We start from the raw sequence: 17385 nt of genomic DNA, 5'->3' as shown, positions 1-17385 counted from the left end.
CTTTCGTTATTCCCCAAAATAGGCCTGGATTGTCTGCATCCTGTCCACCTGTCCCACATGAAAAGGACAACGGGAATCACAATGGCCGCAGCCAATACAATCCCCCGCTTTGGTGTCCAAATGGGCATAGTGATCTTTCGCCAACTCGTCTCCCGCCAGCGCCAGATCGTAATATTTATTAATTAGGCCCACATCCAATCCAGCGGGGCAGGGCTGGCAATGGTTACAATAAACACAGACTCCCGCCGCTTCCTGGGGAGCAAAGGTTCCCAGAATCGAATAGTCCTTTTCTTCTGATCCCGCCTCTACAAAGCCGAGAATGCGCTGGAGATCTTTTCGATTGCGTACACCGGGGAGCACGGTCAAAACACCAGGCTTATCCAACGCATACTGAATACATTGGTATTCTGTCAGTGCCCTTCCAAAAGGCGAGGTTCTGGCGTTGAGCAATTGCCCTCCGGAAAACGCCTTCATGACCGAGATCCCGACGCCTTTGGCCTCACAACGCCGGTAAAGATTCTGTCGCTGCTCCACATCTCCAATAGCAAATTCCCCTTTTTTCTGATAATCATAGGCCGGATTGATGCTAAACATCAGCATATCAAGAATTCCCGTATCCAGCACCGTCTCCACGATGCTTGGCGTATGGGATGAAAGGCCGATATGTCGGACTACGCCATCTTCTTTCAGCTTCAATATGTAATCCAGGATGCCGCCTTTGAGGGCATGATGCAGATCGGATTCTTCATCAATACAATGGAGAAATCCGAAGTCAATGTAATCGGTTTTCAGGGCATTAAGCTGCCAATCAATAGAACGCTTGATCGTATCCAAATCCGTTGTCCAGCTATATTTACCGCCCTGATAATTGGCGCCGAAGTGGATCTGAAAATATGCTTTTTCCCGCTGGCCTGCTAGGACCCTGCCGAAGGCGGAAAAGGGAGCCCCATCGGCAGAAGCCAAATCGAAATAATTGATCCCATTTTCCAGGGCCATGGTGATTGTAGCTTCCATTTCCTTCTCCCCAGCCATACCGATGGAACTGGTACCAAAACCAAGCACACTGATTTGTTCGCTTCCATGAGGCAACTTCCGATATTCCATAAAACGTTTCTCTCCCCTACTGCAAATATTTCAATCTATGAAATTCCTTGCAAGCCTATTATAAATAGGAATTGGCCTAATGTCTAATGCTTATGTCCAATCGCAATCAATGCTTATAAAGCATAAACAAATTCCGTAACTTGGATCGAAATATCGGCAATATAGGATGATAGGCCATTCTAGTGATCTCCATAACGACGGTTTTGCCTGTTTGGCGAGAACAATTTTAAGTATTATTTCAACGTCCCACCGTCTTGGAATGCGTTGCCCACCTTTTCCCCCAGCACATGATAAGCCCTGTGGACCGGCTCAAAGGATATGGGACGGAATTTCGTGAAGTCAATCTTCCCGTCTGCTCCTAGGGCACTTTCATCAACACTGACATTGACAATTTGACCGATGATATTTCCATCTTCGCTGTACTTGAGGAACTTGCATTCTAGCGCTACAGGCAATTCATCCAGAATGGGGGCATTGATAAAAGAAGATTTTGTGGTATGAAAGCCAGATTTCTCCATCTTTTTGTGTTCTGTGTTGGCGGAGACCATGCCTACATAATCAGAAGGGATCACATGGTCGGCGTCCGCAAAGCTGATTGTAAAAGCGCCCTGGGCCTCAATATTCTTGGTGGTTTTATGGCCAGCGCTCAGGCAGAGCACCACCTTGTCGGCATCATAGAGTCCGCCCCAGGCCGCATTCATAGCATCAGCGGTTCCATCCTCGTTATAAGTGCCGATAATAAGCACCGGCAGGGGGAAAAACCAAGATTCTGTTCCAAAATTATTTCTCATGACAGATACTCCTTTTTATTTCTGTTCATCTACTGCGGGAATCGTCTCCGCATATCTCTTTAGCATTTCTGGGGTGCTGGTATAATAGCGTTTTTGCCGATCCAGGCCACCGATCTTCTCCATCTCCTCCGGAGTGAGGAAAAAGTCGAACAGCGCGAAATTATCCTGAATATGTGCCGGGTTTTTGGAGCCGGGGATGACAATGTTGCCGTCCTGGATATGCCAGCGCAGAATAATCTGAGCATTGGATTTCCCGTATTTATGGGCAAGTTCAGTAAACAACGGTTCCTGGATAAGCGCTTTGTCTCCATGGCCCAGCGGATACCATGCCTGGATGACTATCCCCTCTTGGGAAAGAAATTGTTTTAATTCCTTTTCTTGAGAGTAAGGATGCACTTCGGTCTGCAATACTGTTGGCTTTATCTCACAGATCTTTAGTATCTCCTGAATCTGCTCCACTGTGAAGTTAGAAAGGCCGATGGCTTTCACTTTTCCCTCCTGATAAGCCTTTTCCATCAGCTGATGGTATCAGCCAAATTATAGATCATCGTTACTACCTGACTAATGATGGTGGGAATTGCCAATGTTGCCACCGCTTTCGGCACCGGCATTGATTCAAATAGATACTTTTCCGTTTTTTCCTCCATAGCTTGTACAACCCCTCTTTCTGATTGCGGCAAAGAACAAAGGCAAACCCCTCCCGACTGATACGGGAAGGGTTGCCTGTTTATTTTTATATTCCCAAAGCGAATGTCAGCTTCGGCCTGAAGCGCTTTCAAAGATTCCCGACAGCCATTGATCGTAGGTGGGGATCCATCCGCCATCTGCTCCAAAGCCGTGAGGCATGTTGTCGAGTTGCAGCCGCTGTACCGAAACGCCGGCCTCTTCCGCTGCACCGGCATTGGCCAAAAACTGCTCATAGAATGGATCACGGGTACCATAGCAGTAAAAAGTAGGAGGCAGATTTCCGGACCGCAGCAATGCTACATCGGTGGTTCCAACGCTCAGCCGTCCATAAAAGGAGTAGATCATGCCACAAGCCGACGCGTCGGCAGAAACAGCGTCAAGGTCGTCCGGTACATAGTCTGGATCCAACGCTGTGCCGTTGACCTGCCCATCAAAATTCAGCAGCATCTCGCCGCTTAAGATCCCACCGGCGGAAAAGCCCATAACAGCAATGTCCTCTTCATCTATGCCATATTCACTGGCGTGGGCCCGAACAAATCGAACGGCACGGGCCAGATCCAACGCGCCTTCCTGTTGGGTATAGGGCCGCAAGCGATAGTCTACTACAAAGCTCTGATATCCAAGCTGGCTTAAGGCTTCCGCTACATCTATGCCTTCCGGATGGTCGCTGCGAAACTGAAATGCTCCGCCAGGACAGATCAGGACTGCACCCTTGATCTCTGTTTCCTCTGGTACCGGGAAGCTGGTGAGATAGGGTCGGAAATTCGGGTCATCTGAGTAGTTGCCATTGTTGACAGTATACTCTGTGGTGGCAGGAACATTGCCTTCCTCCCACAGATATAGGACCTGTTGAGCCTGGGGAGTTACAGCGGCAGTGACTACCGTATTGCCATCGCCGTTCTCAGGAACAAATTCCTCGTCAGACAGCTCCAGTCCCTGGGCCCATGCTTTGATTTCCTCCTCCCCTGTGTCTTCGGAAAGCAGCAGAACCGTCTCTCCCAAAAGAGCACCAGGCTGCAGCTGTGAAATTGCGGAGAGAATTTCATTGGAATCATTTCCATCTCCAGCTACAAAGGGGAAAATCGTTCTTGCTCCAAAATCATTCTCCCCAAGAAAATTCTGTATGGTTTCCGGCAGGGTACTGTCTTCAGCGGAAAATCCCAGCAAAACAAATTCGTAGGTAGAGAAATCTTTCTCCGTTTCTTTCTCAATGGGGAACAGATCGCCGCCTACCGTTTCCCCCAGCAGTATGGCCGCTTGCTCTAAGGCATCGCCATCCTTTGCTGGGGCGTAGGCAACAAGAATGTTGAAATGGCTTTGCTGCTGGGTAGCGCCCGCCCCATCCGAGGAAGGGGCAGCCGCTTGGGAGGAGGAGGTCTCCCGTGTTGTTCCGCATGCAGCCAGTCCAAGTATCAGGATAAAGGCCAAAAGAATGGCCAAGTTTTTTTTCAAAAGTAGCGCCTCTTTTCTTTTATAGGCCCAGGCCATCCACCCAGGATTGTACTTCCTCTGCGCTTACATTGGAGGAGAAGCGCTGTCCTTCCAGCCAATTGCCGGTTCCGGCCATATCCGCTAACAGCTGCCCGCTTTCGCCAAGGCCAGAGCTGGTAGAGGTGCAGAAGGGGATCACTGTTTTTCCGGTAAAATCGTTGGCTTCGATAAACGTGTCTACCGGCCAGGCCGCAATGCCCCACCAAATGGGATATCCAATAAACACAGTGTCATATTCTTCCCAATTCTCGACGGTATCGGCCACAAGTTCTACATCCCGATCATCAGGATTGTCATGCTCATACACAACACGGCTGTTTGTATCATTCCAGTTAAGGTCAGCATCGGTATACGGCTCAACCGGCTCTAGTTCAAACAGGTCACCGCCCGTTGCTTCCGCAATGTAGCCTGCAGCCCCTTCTGTATTTCCGGTGGCTGAAAAATATACAACCAATGTCTTTCCGCCCTCTGTCTGCGATTCCTGAACGGATTCACTGCTTGTGGAGGCAGAAGAAGTTTCTTCCGGCTCGGAGGACTGGGATGTCTGGGGTGCTGTCGAAGTAGATGCAGAAGAACTGGAGGAATCTGGTGTTTCACTGCTGCATGAGGCAAGGCCCAGTATCATTACAAATCCCATCAATAAAGCGATTAATTTTTTCATGGTAATGTCTCCTTTCATTCAAAACACTCGTTAAAGATTTCCAAAATTTCTTCATGAGTCATTTTCCTGTAGCTGCCCGCTGAAATGCCGCAGGAATCGGCAATCTCGCGCAGCTGCGTTCTATCGGTAACGCCCAGCTCCCGCAGGGTGGTGGGCAGTCCGATCTCTTTGATAAAGTCTGCCAGAGCTTCCACTCCGGCCCGGGCAAGCTCTTCGTCGCTTTTCCCATTGCCATCGATTTCCCACACATTTATTGCAAAGCGGACAAATTTGGGCAGGCCCGCTTTGTAGATATGCCGGTAGTAAACTGGATGGAGCACCGCCAGGCCGCAGCCGTGATTACAGTCGGTGTAGGCTCCCAGCTGATGTTCCATATTGTGGCACTGAAAATCGCACCGCTTGCCCATTTTAATAATGCGGTTCTCCGCCATAGTGGAGTCCCACAGCAGATTGCTGCGGGCGGTGTAATCCTTTGGATTCACAATGGCGGCACGCAGATTTCGGATCACGCTTTTCATCAAAGCTTCCATGATGTCGTCGGAGACATTGTCCTCATTGGGCTCGCTGAAATAGGTTTCCATGATGTGGCTGAGGATATCAAACCCGCCGGAAACCATCTGCTTGACCGGCACACTATAGGTATAGACGGGATCCATTAGGGCAAAGCTGGGATTGAGTTTGGGATAATCCCTTCCAGTCTTTACTTTTTTCTCCTCGTTGGTAATGACCGCACCGCCATTGCACTCACTTCCAGTTCCCGCCACTGTGACGATAATGCCTAAGGGGAGTGGATTAACCTCGATGATTCCTGGTTTCTCCCAGAAATCATTCCAAATGTCCCCCTCATACTTTGCTGCTAGAGATATCGCCTTACAACAGTCCATCACGCTGCCTCCGCCGACGCCGAGGATCATGTCCACATGTTGTTCCCGAGCCAGTTTTGCGCCCTTTTGCACCTTTGCATAAGTGGGGTTTGCCATAATGCCTGAAAACTCAACGATCCTTTTCCCCGCAGCCCATAAAATGCTGGTTACCTCATCGTAGATACCGTTTGCCTTGATAGAGCCTCCCCCATAGGCCAGCATGATGGTGTGATAGGGTTCTGTCAGGCAGGAGAGGTACTCCTTTACACATCCCTTGCCAAAATAAACTTTCGTTGCATTTTGAAAGATAAAGTTATTCATATACAAATCTCCTTTTTATGGATTTCCTAGTTTCCAATGGTCAATAATCAGAGGAGATACGTGTCCTATACACTTCTGACTGTTTTTCTCCCTACATTTGCTCTTCCCAGAAAGCCACAGCATCATCGATCCAGCCCTCAGCTACTGTACCAGTGCCCAGACCAAAGCCGTGGCTAAGGCCAGGATAGTGGTGAAACTCTGTTGGTATGCCCAAAGAACTTAGGGCGTCGATCCTCCGCTGCATTGTCCTCCAGCTGGCGATACCGTCGTTCTCTCCCACACAGGCAAAGGTCGGTGGGTCGTTTTCGGTATAATCAGAGTGGCCTGTATACTGCATGATAACGGCGCCAGGTTGCGGCAGATCCTCTCCCCCGAAGGCTCCCGGTCCATAAGATCCCAGCCAGGCTGCCATTCTTGCCCCGGCAGAACCACCCCACAGGGAGTAGCAAGTTGTATCTACTCCTAATTCCTCCGCATGGTCAAAGATAAAGCTGATGGCACGGGCCAGATCTTCGCAGGCTGTCTGGGATCCCGGACGATAAATTAACGCAAAGGCGTTATATCCGCGCTTTGATAATTCTAACGCGTGAGGAAAACTATCCTGCATGGCCCCTACATAGGCAAATCCTCCGCCGGCATTACATACAGCAAATTGTTTTCCAGCTTCTCCCCTGAAGAAAAATAGTCCTGTATCCTCTTTTTCCGGATCCTCTGCCTTCTCCTCTTCTGTGTAAATATCATAAAACACCGTTTCTCCTGCCTGAGCCCGTGCTTTAAGGTCATTGACAATTTCCACCGTCTTATCGGGGTCAATGTTGTTGTACCAGGTCAGCCGAAGCTCTCCCAGCGTATCCCCGCTGTAATAGCCGCTGTCAACGGGAAAGATCAACCGGCCATATTCTTCAAAAACCGGGTCATTGATGACATCTGTTATTTTGGAGTTAACGGTATAATATTCATCTACACTCTGTTGCGCTGTGTTCTCTCTTTCAGATTCCTGTGAAATATTTCCTGAGGTTCCGTTGTCACCGCCATTGCAATTTGTCTGACCTGTGTGACATCCAGCACAGCACATTAGCAGGCAAAGGAGGATAAGGGTAAAAACCGTTTTTTTCATATTGTTCTGTCACTTTCTTTCCTGTTACCTTTGTCTTTATTATAAAAAAAACGAGACTTCCACAGAGGTCTCGTTTTGTTATGGAGTATTTACTACAAGGTTAACAGTACCTTACGCTTTTACTACCCTTGCCACAGCCTGCAAAAATCGCTTTACCGTAGGAGATGGATTGGGAGAATGGAGCAGGCCGAAAGGTATGGTATATCCCCAATCCACCGGCAGAATCTTGAGCAGTGGGTGGACATATCGCCAATTTTCCACTGCCATGAGGACACAGTTATTATTCTCGCATTGGTTAAATGCCGCTACATCATAAAAATCGAAATCCACAATCTGGATTTGTGGGTGGTTCTTCCAAATGTCATCCCGGAGCAGATCTACGTAATGGCTCCAATTCCTGCGCATGAGCATCAGTTTCTCTCCATATAGATCCTCCATGGAAAGCCTGTCCTTTTGTGCCAGCCTATGGTGAACAGAAACCGCGCAGCAGATGGGTTCTCTGGTAAGCTCCAGTCCTGCGCATTGTCGCAGATTCAACATGGTCTCATCAAAGATACCTGCTACTACATCGATGTTCTGGCCCAGATTTCCCAGGATCTCTCTCGCATTCTCAGGGGTATTATCAAAAGGAATCAGCTGAAACTTTGTGTTGGGACAACTTTTTTGAATCTTGGGCCACAAATCCACCAGTACCTGGGCCGGTGTCATCGGTGAAGTGCCAATGCGGATAATGTTTTCACTTTCCTGCATAGCATTTTTGGCACGTGTCACAGAATCCTTACAATACTGGATGATATATTTCGCGTCCTGATAAAGGGATTTTCCCGCATTTGTCAAGACCAGCCCCCGATGGGTGCGAACAAAAAGCTGCAAATCCAGGCTTTCTTCCAGCAGGTTGATCTGTTTGATGACCGCTGGCGGGGAAATATAGAGCTTTTCGGCGGCTTTATTAAAACTGCCGGAATCCACTACGCAAATGAAGGTATCCAGTTGAGGATTATACATAGGAACCACCGCTGCCTCCTTTGATTCACCTGGTCCAACGATTCTACAAAATATATTTTAAGTTGTTTCTCTCCGGCTGTCAAACAGGTGAGAACTCCTCATTTTTCCGGCGATAGTCATCCACCAATTCCTGGAGGGTAATTTGATCCACCACTCTGGTCACCGCCTCCTGCACCCGGGACCAGACGGAATAGGTAACACACCGTTCCCGCCGAGGACATTCGTCGTCATCCAAACAGGCTACCGGGGTCAAGCTTCCCTCCGTTACCCGAAGAATATCTCCTACTGTGATCTGGGAGGGTTCCCTCTCCAGACGGTAACCACCTTGCGCCCCCCGCGTACTTTTGACCAGCCCCGCCTTTCCCAAACGGGTAACGATCTGCTCCAAATATTTTTCACTGATTTCCTGTCTCTTTGCAATATCACGCAGGGAAACTGGTTTTCCTTCATAAGCGAGACCCAGCTCTACCATCAGGCGCATGCCATATCTGCCCTTGGTTGAAATTTTCATTTCTTCACCTTCTCTGCCACCCCTGTTATAGTGGCTTCCTTGACTTTTGGCCCATTATATCATATAATATTTTTCGCATCAATAAATTCATAGAAAAATTATAGGAATTCAGTTGAGGGGATTAGGTGACAGGTGATGATAACACAGCTCCAGGAAGAAATTCTAAAACTAAAGAAGGAAAAAAACATCGGCATTTTGGCCCACAGCTATCAATCTACCGATATTCTGGAGATTGCCGACCTTAAAGGCGATTCCTTTGCCTTGAGTGAAAAAGCCCAGGACCTAGATTTTGATACTGTCATCATGTGCGGAGTACGTTTTATGGCTGATACGGTCAAAATCCTCTCCCCCGAAAAAAAAGTGATCCTGGCCGCTCCGGATGCCACCTGTCCCATGGCCGAACAGATCGATCCCCAGCGAGTAATCGACTATAAAAAAGAGCATCCTGATCACACCGTAGTAGCCTACGTTAACACAACAACGGAACTCAAGGCGGTCAGTGATGTCTGTGTAACCTCCTCCAGCGCCCAGAAAATCGTAGAGCGGCTGGATGCAGAAACCATCCTATTTATCCCCGATCAAAACCTTGGCTCTTACATTCGGGAAAAAGTCCCGACAAAAAAGGTGGTATTATGGGATGGTTATTGTCCTGTACACCACCAAATTACCGAGGAAGATGTACAGTCCTGTAAATTGGCGCATCCCGGATGTAAGGTGCTGATGCATCCCGAATGTCCCGGAAACGCCCTCCGTTATGCAGATGTGGTGGGTTCCACTGCCGACATTATCCGTTACTGTGAAAACACATCGGAGGATGTGATCATCGGCACCGAAAAAAGCGTAGGGGATTATCTTTCTCTCTGCTATCCTCAACGCAATTTCTATCTTCTCTCCAAGAAGCTGATCTGTCCGGATATGCGTATTACCACATTGACAGATGTCTATAAGGCGCTGATTGGTTCCGGAGGGGAAGTGATTGAAATAGAAGAAAATCTCCGTCTTGCTGCGCGTCGAGCCATCGATCAAATGATCCGCCTAGGGAAATAAAAAATATTTAAAGGGGGCAGCCTTCCCAAAGGAAGTCTGCCCCCTTTTTCATAATCATTTTCTTCACTTCCTGTTGGGCTTTCTTTTCAAGGCCAATAAATTCATAAAATCATGAAACATGGATGTATCTTTCGGCTCAAACATTACCCATTTGCCATCACGGTAAGTTTTCGATTCATCGTAGATCTTTTGGGCTTGTTGCGAATAATAATTTCGTTCTGTTTCAAACTTTGCTCTCTCGTCTTTTCCAAAGATAATCATAAAACCTATACAATTTTCTCTGGCGTATAGCGCGCAAAGTGTCTTACCGCCTCGGCGGTATTTATACTCATAAGTCCATGCTTTACCGCCTTTATTCCACAGGCATTCCATCTCGTATTTTTCTTCAATTAAAGCACACAACTTGTTCCATACATCATATAATGATTGCCCGACTAAAACAGTCATTTCCTCTGCATTCGGTATTTTATCAAGCATGGCTGTCTCTCCCTCGTAAATTGTGATTTATCGCATGCAAGCATTTATAAATTTCATGGGTACACTCATGCGTTCTGCAACCTGTTCGGGTGTCATGCCACTGTCTAAGAAGCGTTTGCATACTACTTTTAAGTTCTCTCCGACCTCGATTATATGCCTGTCTGGGTCATAGAAGCGGACAACACGCTGTCCCCATGCATGCTCTATCACAGGATGGACATATTCGATATCATATCTTTTCAGTTTATCAGCGAACTGATCAAAATCATCTTCCTCAAAGTAGATTTCAAAATTGTTGCCACCAAAAGAAACGTCACTTGTACCGATAAACTCTTTGTATGTTTCCACTGTCTGTAAAGCTAGACCGCCTGTTAAAGTTTTATTTGCTCCAAAATCCATAATAACATGGAGTCCCAAAATTTTTTTATAAAACTCAACGGATTTATCTATATCAGTTACTACCAACATAGGATTTTTTAATTTCATTCTTATTCCCTCTCTTTATCCGTTCTTACGAAGAAAAAACGGCACGGAAAAACGTGCCGTTTTTGAAATTGCAATTTATGCAAGGATGCTCAACAGAACGCCAGCCGCCACTGCCGAACCGATAACGCCAGCGACATTGGGGCCCATGGCGTGCATGAGCAGGAAGTTCCCAGGATTGTCTGCCTGGCCAACCTTTTGGGAAACACGGGCAGCCATAGGAACAGCCGATACACCAGCAGAGCCGATGAGGGGATTGACCTTCCCGCCTGTTGCCTTATACATAATTTTACCAAAGAGGACACCGCAAGCTGTGCCGCAAGCAAAGGAAATCAGGCCAAGAACGATAATGCCCAGAGTCTGCATATTTAAGAAGGTATCCGCAGAAGCTGTAGATCCAACAGAAATGCCTAAGAAAATCGTGACAATATTCATCAGCTCATTCTGAGCTGTGTTAGAAAGCCTCTGGCAAACACCAGATTCTCTTAAGAGGTTGCCCAACATCAGCATACCAAGAAGGGGCGCTGCCATAGGCACCATCAGGGATACAACCAAGGTAACAAAGATGGGGAACAGAATCTTCTCTGTCTTGGATACCGGACGAAGCTGCTCCATTACAACCATACGCTCTTTTTTGGTGGTCAATAGCTTCATGATTGGCGGCTGGATAATGGGTACCAACGCCATATAGGAGTACGCCGCTATAGCGATGGGGCCTAACAGGTGAGACGCCAACTTGGAGGTAACGTAAATTGCGGTAGGTCCGTCAGCGCCGCCGATGATGCCGATAGCACCAGCTTCAGCGGGAGTAAATCCGAGCAGAAGAGCGCCTAAGAAGGTAAGGAAGATACCAATCTGTGCCGCAGCACCCAACAAAAAGCTTTTGGGGTTCGCGATCAGAGGACCAAAATCCGTCATCGCGCCGACACCCAAGAAAATAAGCGGCGGATATATTACATTCTCTACACCAAAATACAAATAAGAGAGAAGGCCACCTGAATCATGGGCGCCAAGATCTGCCAACGGCAGATTTGCCAAAAGGATACCAAACGCAATCGGCAGCAAAAGCAGTGGTTCGAATTTTTTTACAATTGCCAAGTACAACAAGACACAGGCAATGGCAATCATGACAGCATATTTCCATCCGTCACCAATAAAGAACTGAGCAAAACCAGATTCTAATGCCATATCCTGCAACGATTGCCAAAACGTTGCTAAGATTTCCATGAGATAAATCCCCGTCCTTTCACAATCAAACTCAAAATTCTTTTAACATTCCTAGAAAGGCTTCGTGTTTTCCATCATACCTGCCAAGCTCCAAACAGGACGGGCCTCTCGGGCTCTTTTGACACTTTTAATGGAATAATTGGACGAACCGCCCATCATACTCGCCACAGCCGCAGAAATTGCCGCAACCACCTCGCCGGGAATCCCCTGTTCCACCTTCATCAGCTGAGGAGGATTGGGAACCGCTTTGGTTGTAACCTCTTTCTTTTCATTTTTCTGCGTCTTATTAGGAGTTTCCTTACCTTGGACCGATGTCATAATCTTTCCAACCAAAAGAACCGCAATGATGAGGATAACAAGAGCAATGAATACAATTACTGTACCACTTAAAATAACCGATAACGCCAAATTCCAATCCATATGCATCAATCTCCTTGGCTTAAAATTTCCGCCAAAACAGACAGAAGATTTCTTAAAAATCCTTATCTATTTTAAAACGATATCAAGTTTTATTATATAATAATTTTCCTTTTTTTTCAATGATGAATCCCATCATTTTTACACGAAATATCTACCCCAGTTTGTTAAATTATTGCCAAATTTTATTTTCCCTTTATGCCAATTCCTGAGGAAGGACCATCATTGCCCCTTGACTACGGATAGTAAGGACATGACAACACCCTGTTCCCAAAGTTTGCTGCATCACTACTTTATAGTTTCTGCTCAAATCTTCCGGAACATACGCCTGCATCGTTCCTGCGAATCCACCTCCGTGAACTCTCCAAGCTCCGCGACCCTTAAGCAGGTCTTCGGAAATAGCCAAGGCAAGGCTGAGTCCCTGACGCTGTGGTTTAGACCCAATAAAAACATTTTGCAACCGCATAAAAGAGGAATATCCTGATTCAATTACCAGTGTTTTAAAGCGTTCAAAGTCTCCCTCTTTAAGGGCTTGCGCCTGCTTTTCTACCCTTTCATTTTCACCGAAAAAGTGCAGCGCTCTCAATATCGCTCTGTCACTGAGCTTTTGGCGCAATACCACCTGAAAGTCGTAAATTGAATCGGCAAAGGTACAAAAATCTACTTCCCTCAACACCTTTTTCCCGAATGCCCGCGCCACCTCTCCCATTTCTGAAATCACCTGGGCATATTCCTGGGTTAGATCCTCGTGGCTATCCCCTGTATCCACGATAAACAAGTCATGATGATATTTTGAAAAATCCACTTTGATTTTCTCAATCAAGGGCTTTTCAGGATCTTTAAAATCAATGGCAACAAATCCGCCCATAGCACAGGCTGTTTGGTCCATCAGGCCGCAAGGTTTTTTAAAGTAGGCATTTTCTGCAAATTTTCCGATTTTGGCGATCTCAACAGGGCCAAGTCTTCCCCCATTGTACAAATGGTTAAGGATGGTACCGATCATCACCTCATAAGCGGCTGAAGAGGAAAGCCCTGAGCCTTTTAATACATCGGAAGTAGTATAGGCATCAAATCCACTGATATGGTGTCCCAATTCTTTGAACCTAGCAAGTATTCCTCGAATAATAGATGCCGATGTACCTGATTCGGTTTGCTGGAATTCCAGTTCATCAATTGAAACAGTGTCCATATTGTACCCATGGGATTTCAGCCGCACTAGATGGTCCGTGTTGGGGGAAACCACGGCAATCATATCCAAATTGACCGCTGCCGCCAAAACCCTGCCACATTGATGGTCTGTATGGTTGCCTCCAATCTCAGTTCTCCCAGGAGCGCTAAAAAGAAAAACTTCTCGCTCATCTCCGTAAAGATTGGCAAATCGTTCTAGGGCAGCTAGGTACCTTTTCACCTGGCGCTCTACTGTATCGGGCGAATATAGAGCTGAAAATATAGAATCATAGCGTCCTTTCAGCAAATCGTCTTTCACTCGATAAAATGATGGCATTCGGCGTCCTCCTTTAATTCTAGGCACGCTGTCTTTCTAACAGGACGTACCTGATTCTTGCCAATTGAGTTTATCGCTGCGAGAATAAACTAAATATGGGGAGCAAAATTTGGCTAAATATTTCTCAGGCCTTTTTATAGAGTAATACGTCCTATCCATAAAATCAACACTTTCTTAAAAATTCATCTCTTACCCTTCAATTTTGACGAAAAGTGTTTGCTTTTGTTCTTTTTTCCCATTATAATGCTCATATGAAATAATCTTTGACGCCTTGCAAAAAGTGAGGGCGTCTATCACTATCATGGGAGGTAAGATTATGGAAGACACCGCAGAAAAAATCGTGGAAACGGTGACACAAGATACCTCCAAGCTGTCGACCATGTGGTCTCAGTTTGTAGATAAACTGGTAGATTTTCTTCCTACCTTAGTCACTGCTCTCATCGTATTGGCAGTGGGATATGTCATTATAAAAATCTTGATGAAGTTGATTGCCAAGGGCCTTAAAAAAAGCCGGCTGGATGTGACTCTCCACGGATTTATTCAATCCGTCCTGCATATTGTCCTATTGATTCTACTGCTAATTACAGTAGCCAGTACCTTAGGCATCCCCACCGCTACCTTCGTCACCGTCCTCGGAAGCGCGGGCCTCGCTATTTCCCTCGCCCTTCAGGACAGTCTCAAGAATGTCGCCGGCGGTATTCTGATTCTCTTTTCCCGTCCCTTTACCCTTGGGGACTATATTGAGGTAGAGGATCAGGCGGTCTCTGGTACCGTTTGTGAAATCGGCCTTGTTTATACCCGTTTGAACACACCGGATAACAAACGGATCTTTGTTCCCAACGGGCAAGCCTGTAATGCTACCATCGTCAACTATTCTGCCGAGGAAAAACGCCGGCTGGATCTCATCTTTTCTGTCAGTTATGACACCGATCTAGAAAAAGCCAAAGGGATTTTACGTCAGATTGTAGAAAATAATTCCTTGGCTTTGAAGGATCCTGAACCTATGATCCGCGTCTGCTCTCATTCCGCTAATTCGGTAGATATTGCCTGTCGGGTCTGGGTGGAAAGCAAGCACTATTGGGACCTTAATTTCGACCTGTATGAACAGGTAAAGAAAGAATTCGATAAAAATCAAATTGAAATTCCCTTTAACCAGGTGGATATGCATATTAAACATGATTCGTTGGAAAAATTCTCGAAATAGAATAGGCCGGCTGATCATTCCAGCCGGCCTATTCTATTTCCCCAGATATTTTTTCCTAGCCTGTTCCAGCTTTTCCGGGTCAGCTTCTCTGCTCTCGTACCAGCCTCTTTTTTTCATATCATCGAAAATATCCTGCTGGATTTGGTGTTCCTCGTGGAGTATCCCCATAATATCACTTTTCAGCTCCATATGCTCGCATTCATTGGCACCGGTATTATAGAGACAAGTAATGAATTTCTGGGAGGCCAGAGCATCACTCATCCTGTCTTTGTCGCTCATTCCTATCTCGTCTAGTCTTTTCATGACGTCCTCCTAACTTTGCAGGTTCTTTGCCAGCTTCTCATAGTGGTTGAGATGGGCAGCGGCAATCTGCTCACATTTTGACTTGACCTGCGGGTCATCGGTGGCCTGGGCATAAGCTTTATATTTTTTGACAAGCACCTGTTCATATCCAAGCTGATCCTCTAGCATGGCCAATTCTTTCTCACTTAGCTTAGACAAAACGCACCTACTCCTTCCTGGCTCAAATGAACAGCCTGGCATTATTTTGTCCAACACTGGCAAAATTATCGGCCTTAGAATTTTTGCATAAAAATAAAAAAAGCAGCCTGTAGGCTGCTTTTTTCTACTTCATTTTGATTCCTGTATCCACAAAGCCATCGTAAAGCTTATCCAGATAATCAAAGGACATGGCTGTTCCTTTGGCCACACAGTTGACCGGATCTTCCGCCACCCGTGCCTTGATCTTGGTCTGCTCGGTAATGAGGGTATCCATGCCATAGAGCAAGGAACCGCCGCCCGTCATCACAATACCGTTACTGTAAACATCTCCGACTAGCTCTGGGGGGGTCCGCTCAATGACCTGTTGGACACTGAGGATGATCTCCGAGACGTGATCTTTGATAGCTCCGTAAATTTCCTTCCAGCCGATGTCGATCATCTGTGGAAGACCGGTGAGCAGATTTCTTCCCCTAACAGCGACCGACTTGCTGTCCTCACGGGGATAGGCGCAGCCCACTTCTGTTTTGATGTGCCGCGCCGTCTGCTCGCCAATGAGCAGGTTGTGATAATCTTTCATATGTCTGATGATTGCATCATCCATCTTGTTGCCCGCAACCTTAATCGATTGCTTGGTGACAATTCCATTTAAGGAAAGGACCGCTATGTCGGTAGTTCCACCGCCAATGTCTACAATCATGTTGCCGTTTGGTTTTGTAATATCCAGTCCCGCTCCCAAGGCAGCCGCAACCGGCTCTTCAATTAAATAGACCTTCCGCGCTCCAGCAGTGGCGGCAGAATCCACCACGGCTTTGGACTCCACCCCTGTAATTTGGGAGGGTACGCAAATGCTCACCCGAGGTTTTATAATGCTGTTTCCAAAGACCTTGTGGAGAAAAAATTTAATCATAACCTCCGTAGCCGCATAGTCGGAAATGACACCATCACTCATGGGCTTGATGACCTGCAGCCTGTCCGGCGCCTTTCCCAACATGCGGTAGGCTTCTTCTCCCACCGCCACTACTTCATCTGTTTTCCGATTGATTGCCACTACAGACGGTTCGCTGAGCACTGCGCCCTTATCCTTAAAATAGATGATGACTGTTGTAGTTCCAAGGTCGATACCGATATCCATTGATGACACGTTATGTCCCCCTATTCTCTATATGAAATCTTTAAACGTTTATATTCAATCCATTATTATATGTAGTTTTTTTTGTTTTTTCAAGTAAATTTCCTGAACGATGGTTGGGGACTCAAAGATTTTCTTTTGTCCCATTTCCATGTTCCAACACAGTAGCGGCACAGGTTATGCAGTAGACCTGCTGGGCGCCCGCCTTCTTCAGCGCCTTGGCGCACTCCCCCGCTGTGGAGCCTGTGGTCAGCACGTCATCCACCAGCAAAATTGTCTTGGCCCAGTCCGGCAAGCAAGCCGAAAAAGCACCGGACAGGTTGGTGCGCCGCTCCCCAGCAGGCAGGCCCCGCTGGCGTTTGGTTTCCCGCACCTTGGTGATGGCTTTTTCTCTGAGCGGAATGCCAAGTCTCCGGGAAAGTTCTTTTCCCAATAGGGCGCTGTGGTTATACTCCCGTTCCCGCCGTTCTGACCTGTGCATGGGTACTGGGACAATCAGGTCAAACTGCTCAGAGGGAAAGGCCTCTTTTACCCTTGTCTCCATGAAAACGGCCAGCAATGGTGTCAGCTCCCGTTGGCCGTAAAATTTTAACTGATGGATCAGGTGCCGTGCCTTCCCTCCATAGTAAAAAGGGGCGGCCGCACCGTCAAAGGCAAATTCATCCCCCTCGCAGACACAGTTTGCCCGATCTCTCCCGCAAAAGGGGCAAATATTGCTGCCGATGGTGGGGAGATCGGCGCGGCACAAGGAGCAGATTTCTTCCTCCTGCCCGATGATCCTGCCGCAGATAGCGCATCGCTTACAGAACAGAACCGACAACAGCCGCTCGATTGCCCCGTTCATT

Annotated in this window: 21 protein-coding genes; 2 read left to right on the top strand and 19 right to left on the bottom strand. The window is 47.1% G+C overall.

Going from position 1 to position 17385, the window contains the following annotated elements:
• Positions 1 to 6 precede the first annotated feature (6 nt).
• From WGC32_RS05340 to WGC32_RS05295, 10 genes are all read right to left on the bottom strand, one after another.
• Positions 7 to 1104, bottom strand: a complete 1098-nt coding sequence (locus tag WGC32_RS05340; RefSeq protein WP_342680941.1) for an aldo/keto reductase — start codon at positions 1102 to 1104, stop codon at positions 7 to 9.
• Positions 1105 to 1337: 233 nt separating this feature from the next.
• Positions 1338 to 1895 (bottom strand): flavin reductase, encoded by a 558-nt coding sequence (locus WGC32_RS05335; RefSeq protein ID WP_191510191.1) that lies wholly within the window; start codon positions 1893 to 1895, stop codon positions 1338 to 1340.
• A gap of 15 nt (positions 1896 to 1910) precedes the next feature.
• The gene (locus WGC32_RS05330) at positions 1911 to 2411 is read right to left on the bottom strand and encodes an aldo/keto reductase (RefSeq protein ID WP_342680940.1); all 501 of its coding nucleotides are present in this window, start codon (positions 2409 to 2411) and stop codon (positions 1911 to 1913) included.
• Positions 2411 to 2542 (bottom strand): hypothetical protein, encoded by a 132-nt coding sequence (locus tag WGC32_RS05325; protein WP_342680939.1) that lies wholly within the window; start codon positions 2540 to 2542, stop codon positions 2411 to 2413. Before WGC32_RS05325 ends, WGC32_RS05330 begins: the two co-directional genes overlap by 1 nt.
• A gap of 106 nt (positions 2543 to 2648) precedes the next feature.
• Positions 2649 to 4034 carry an alpha/beta hydrolase fold domain-containing protein gene (locus tag WGC32_RS05320; RefSeq protein ID WP_342680938.1) on the bottom strand — a complete coding sequence of 462 codons (1386 nt, stop codon included), beginning with the start codon at positions 4032 to 4034 and terminating at the stop codon, positions 2649 to 2651.
• A gap of 19 nt (positions 4035 to 4053) precedes the next feature.
• Positions 4054 to 4734 (bottom strand): flavodoxin, encoded by a 681-nt coding sequence (locus tag WGC32_RS05315; protein ID WP_191481694.1) that lies wholly within the window; start codon positions 4732 to 4734, stop codon positions 4054 to 4056.
• Positions 4735 to 4748: 14 nt separating this feature from the next.
• On the bottom strand, positions 4749 to 5918 hold the full coding sequence (locus WGC32_RS05310; protein ID WP_342680937.1) for an iron-containing alcohol dehydrogenase: 1170 nt from the start codon (positions 5916 to 5918) through the stop codon (positions 4749 to 4751).
• Between the two features lie 91 nt (positions 5919 to 6009).
• Positions 6010 to 7035 (bottom strand): alpha/beta hydrolase, encoded by a 1026-nt coding sequence (locus tag WGC32_RS05305; RefSeq protein WP_342680936.1) that lies wholly within the window; start codon positions 7033 to 7035, stop codon positions 6010 to 6012.
• Between the two features lie 111 nt (positions 7036 to 7146).
• Entirely contained in the window at positions 7147 to 8040 is an 894-nt protein-coding gene (locus tag WGC32_RS05300; RefSeq protein WP_191481691.1) for a LysR family transcriptional regulator, read from the bottom strand.
• Positions 8041 to 8119: 79 nt separating this feature from the next.
• Positions 8120 to 8551: an RrF2 family transcriptional regulator gene (locus tag WGC32_RS05295; protein ID WP_342680935.1), complete on the bottom strand. Its 432-nt coding sequence runs from the start codon at positions 8549 to 8551 to the stop codon at positions 8120 to 8122.
• 135 nt (positions 8552 to 8686) lie between these two features.
• Here WGC32_RS05295 and nadA point away from each other — a divergent pair, with 135 nt between their 5' ends.
• Positions 8687 to 9598: a quinolinate synthase NadA gene (gene nadA / locus WGC32_RS05290; protein ID WP_342680934.1), complete on the top strand. Its 912-nt coding sequence runs from the start codon at positions 8687 to 8689 to the stop codon at positions 9596 to 9598.
• A gap of 63 nt (positions 9599 to 9661) precedes the next feature.
• Here nadA and WGC32_RS05285 read toward each other — a convergent pair whose 3' ends face one another.
• From WGC32_RS05285 to WGC32_RS05265, 5 genes are all read right to left on the bottom strand, one after another.
• Positions 9662 to 10075, bottom strand: a complete 414-nt coding sequence (locus WGC32_RS05285; protein ID WP_191481688.1) for a DUF3788 family protein — start codon at positions 10073 to 10075, stop codon at positions 9662 to 9664.
• Positions 10076 to 10102: 27 nt separating this feature from the next.
• The gene (locus WGC32_RS05280; protein WP_342680933.1) at positions 10103 to 10561 is read right to left on the bottom strand and encodes a VOC family protein; all 459 of its coding nucleotides are present in this window, start codon (positions 10559 to 10561) and stop codon (positions 10103 to 10105) included.
• Between the two features lie 75 nt (positions 10562 to 10636).
• Positions 10637 to 11785 carry a sodium ion-translocating decarboxylase subunit beta gene (locus WGC32_RS05275; RefSeq protein WP_462933618.1) on the bottom strand — a complete coding sequence of 383 codons (1149 nt, stop codon included), beginning with the start codon at positions 11783 to 11785 and terminating at the stop codon, positions 10637 to 10639.
• 51 nt (positions 11786 to 11836) lie between these two features.
• Positions 11837 to 12205: an OadG family transporter subunit gene (locus WGC32_RS05270; RefSeq protein WP_191509766.1), complete on the bottom strand. Its 369-nt coding sequence runs from the start codon at positions 12203 to 12205 to the stop codon at positions 11837 to 11839.
• A gap of 193 nt (positions 12206 to 12398) precedes the next feature.
• Entirely contained in the window at positions 12399 to 13706 is a 1308-nt protein-coding gene (locus WGC32_RS05265) for a galactokinase (RefSeq protein WP_342680932.1), read from the bottom strand.
• 316 nt (positions 13707 to 14022) lie between these two features.
• Here WGC32_RS05265 and WGC32_RS05260 point away from each other — a divergent pair, with 316 nt between their 5' ends.
• Positions 14023 to 14910: a mechanosensitive ion channel family protein gene (locus WGC32_RS05260; protein WP_342680931.1), complete on the top strand. Its 888-nt coding sequence runs from the start codon at positions 14023 to 14025 to the stop codon at positions 14908 to 14910.
• Positions 14911 to 14943: 33 nt separating this feature from the next.
• On the opposite strand, the gene WGC32_RS05255 is transcribed toward WGC32_RS05260, so the two are convergent.
• The 4 genes from WGC32_RS05255 to WGC32_RS05240 all read right to left on the bottom strand — a co-directional run bounded on the left by WGC32_RS05255 (position 14944) and on the right by WGC32_RS05240 (position 17384).
• A complete protein-coding gene (locus tag WGC32_RS05255; protein WP_191481682.1) occupies positions 14944 to 15213 on the bottom strand; it encodes a spore coat protein in 270 nt (89 codons plus the stop codon).
• Positions 15214 to 15222: 9 nt separating this feature from the next.
• Positions 15223 to 15411, bottom strand: a complete 189-nt coding sequence (locus tag WGC32_RS05250) for a ferritin family protein (protein WP_191481681.1) — start codon at positions 15409 to 15411, stop codon at positions 15223 to 15225.
• Positions 15412 to 15535: 124 nt separating this feature from the next.
• Positions 15536 to 16543 (bottom strand): rod shape-determining protein, encoded by a 1008-nt coding sequence (gene mreB, locus WGC32_RS05245; protein WP_342680977.1) that lies wholly within the window; start codon positions 16541 to 16543, stop codon positions 15536 to 15538.
• Between the two features lie 121 nt (positions 16544 to 16664).
• Positions 16665 to 17384: a double zinc ribbon domain-containing protein gene (locus tag WGC32_RS05240; protein ID WP_191481680.1), complete on the bottom strand. Its 720-nt coding sequence runs from the start codon at positions 17382 to 17384 to the stop codon at positions 16665 to 16667.
• Position 17385: the final 1 nt, after the last annotated feature.

The organism is Zongyangia acetica (assembly GCF_038739695.1).
GTDB lineage: Bacteria > Bacillota > Clostridia > Oscillospirales > Ruminococcaceae > Zongyangia > Zongyangia gallinarum.
Note: the sequence above shows the minus strand (reverse complement) of the source record. Positions and strands in the feature narration are given on the sequence as shown.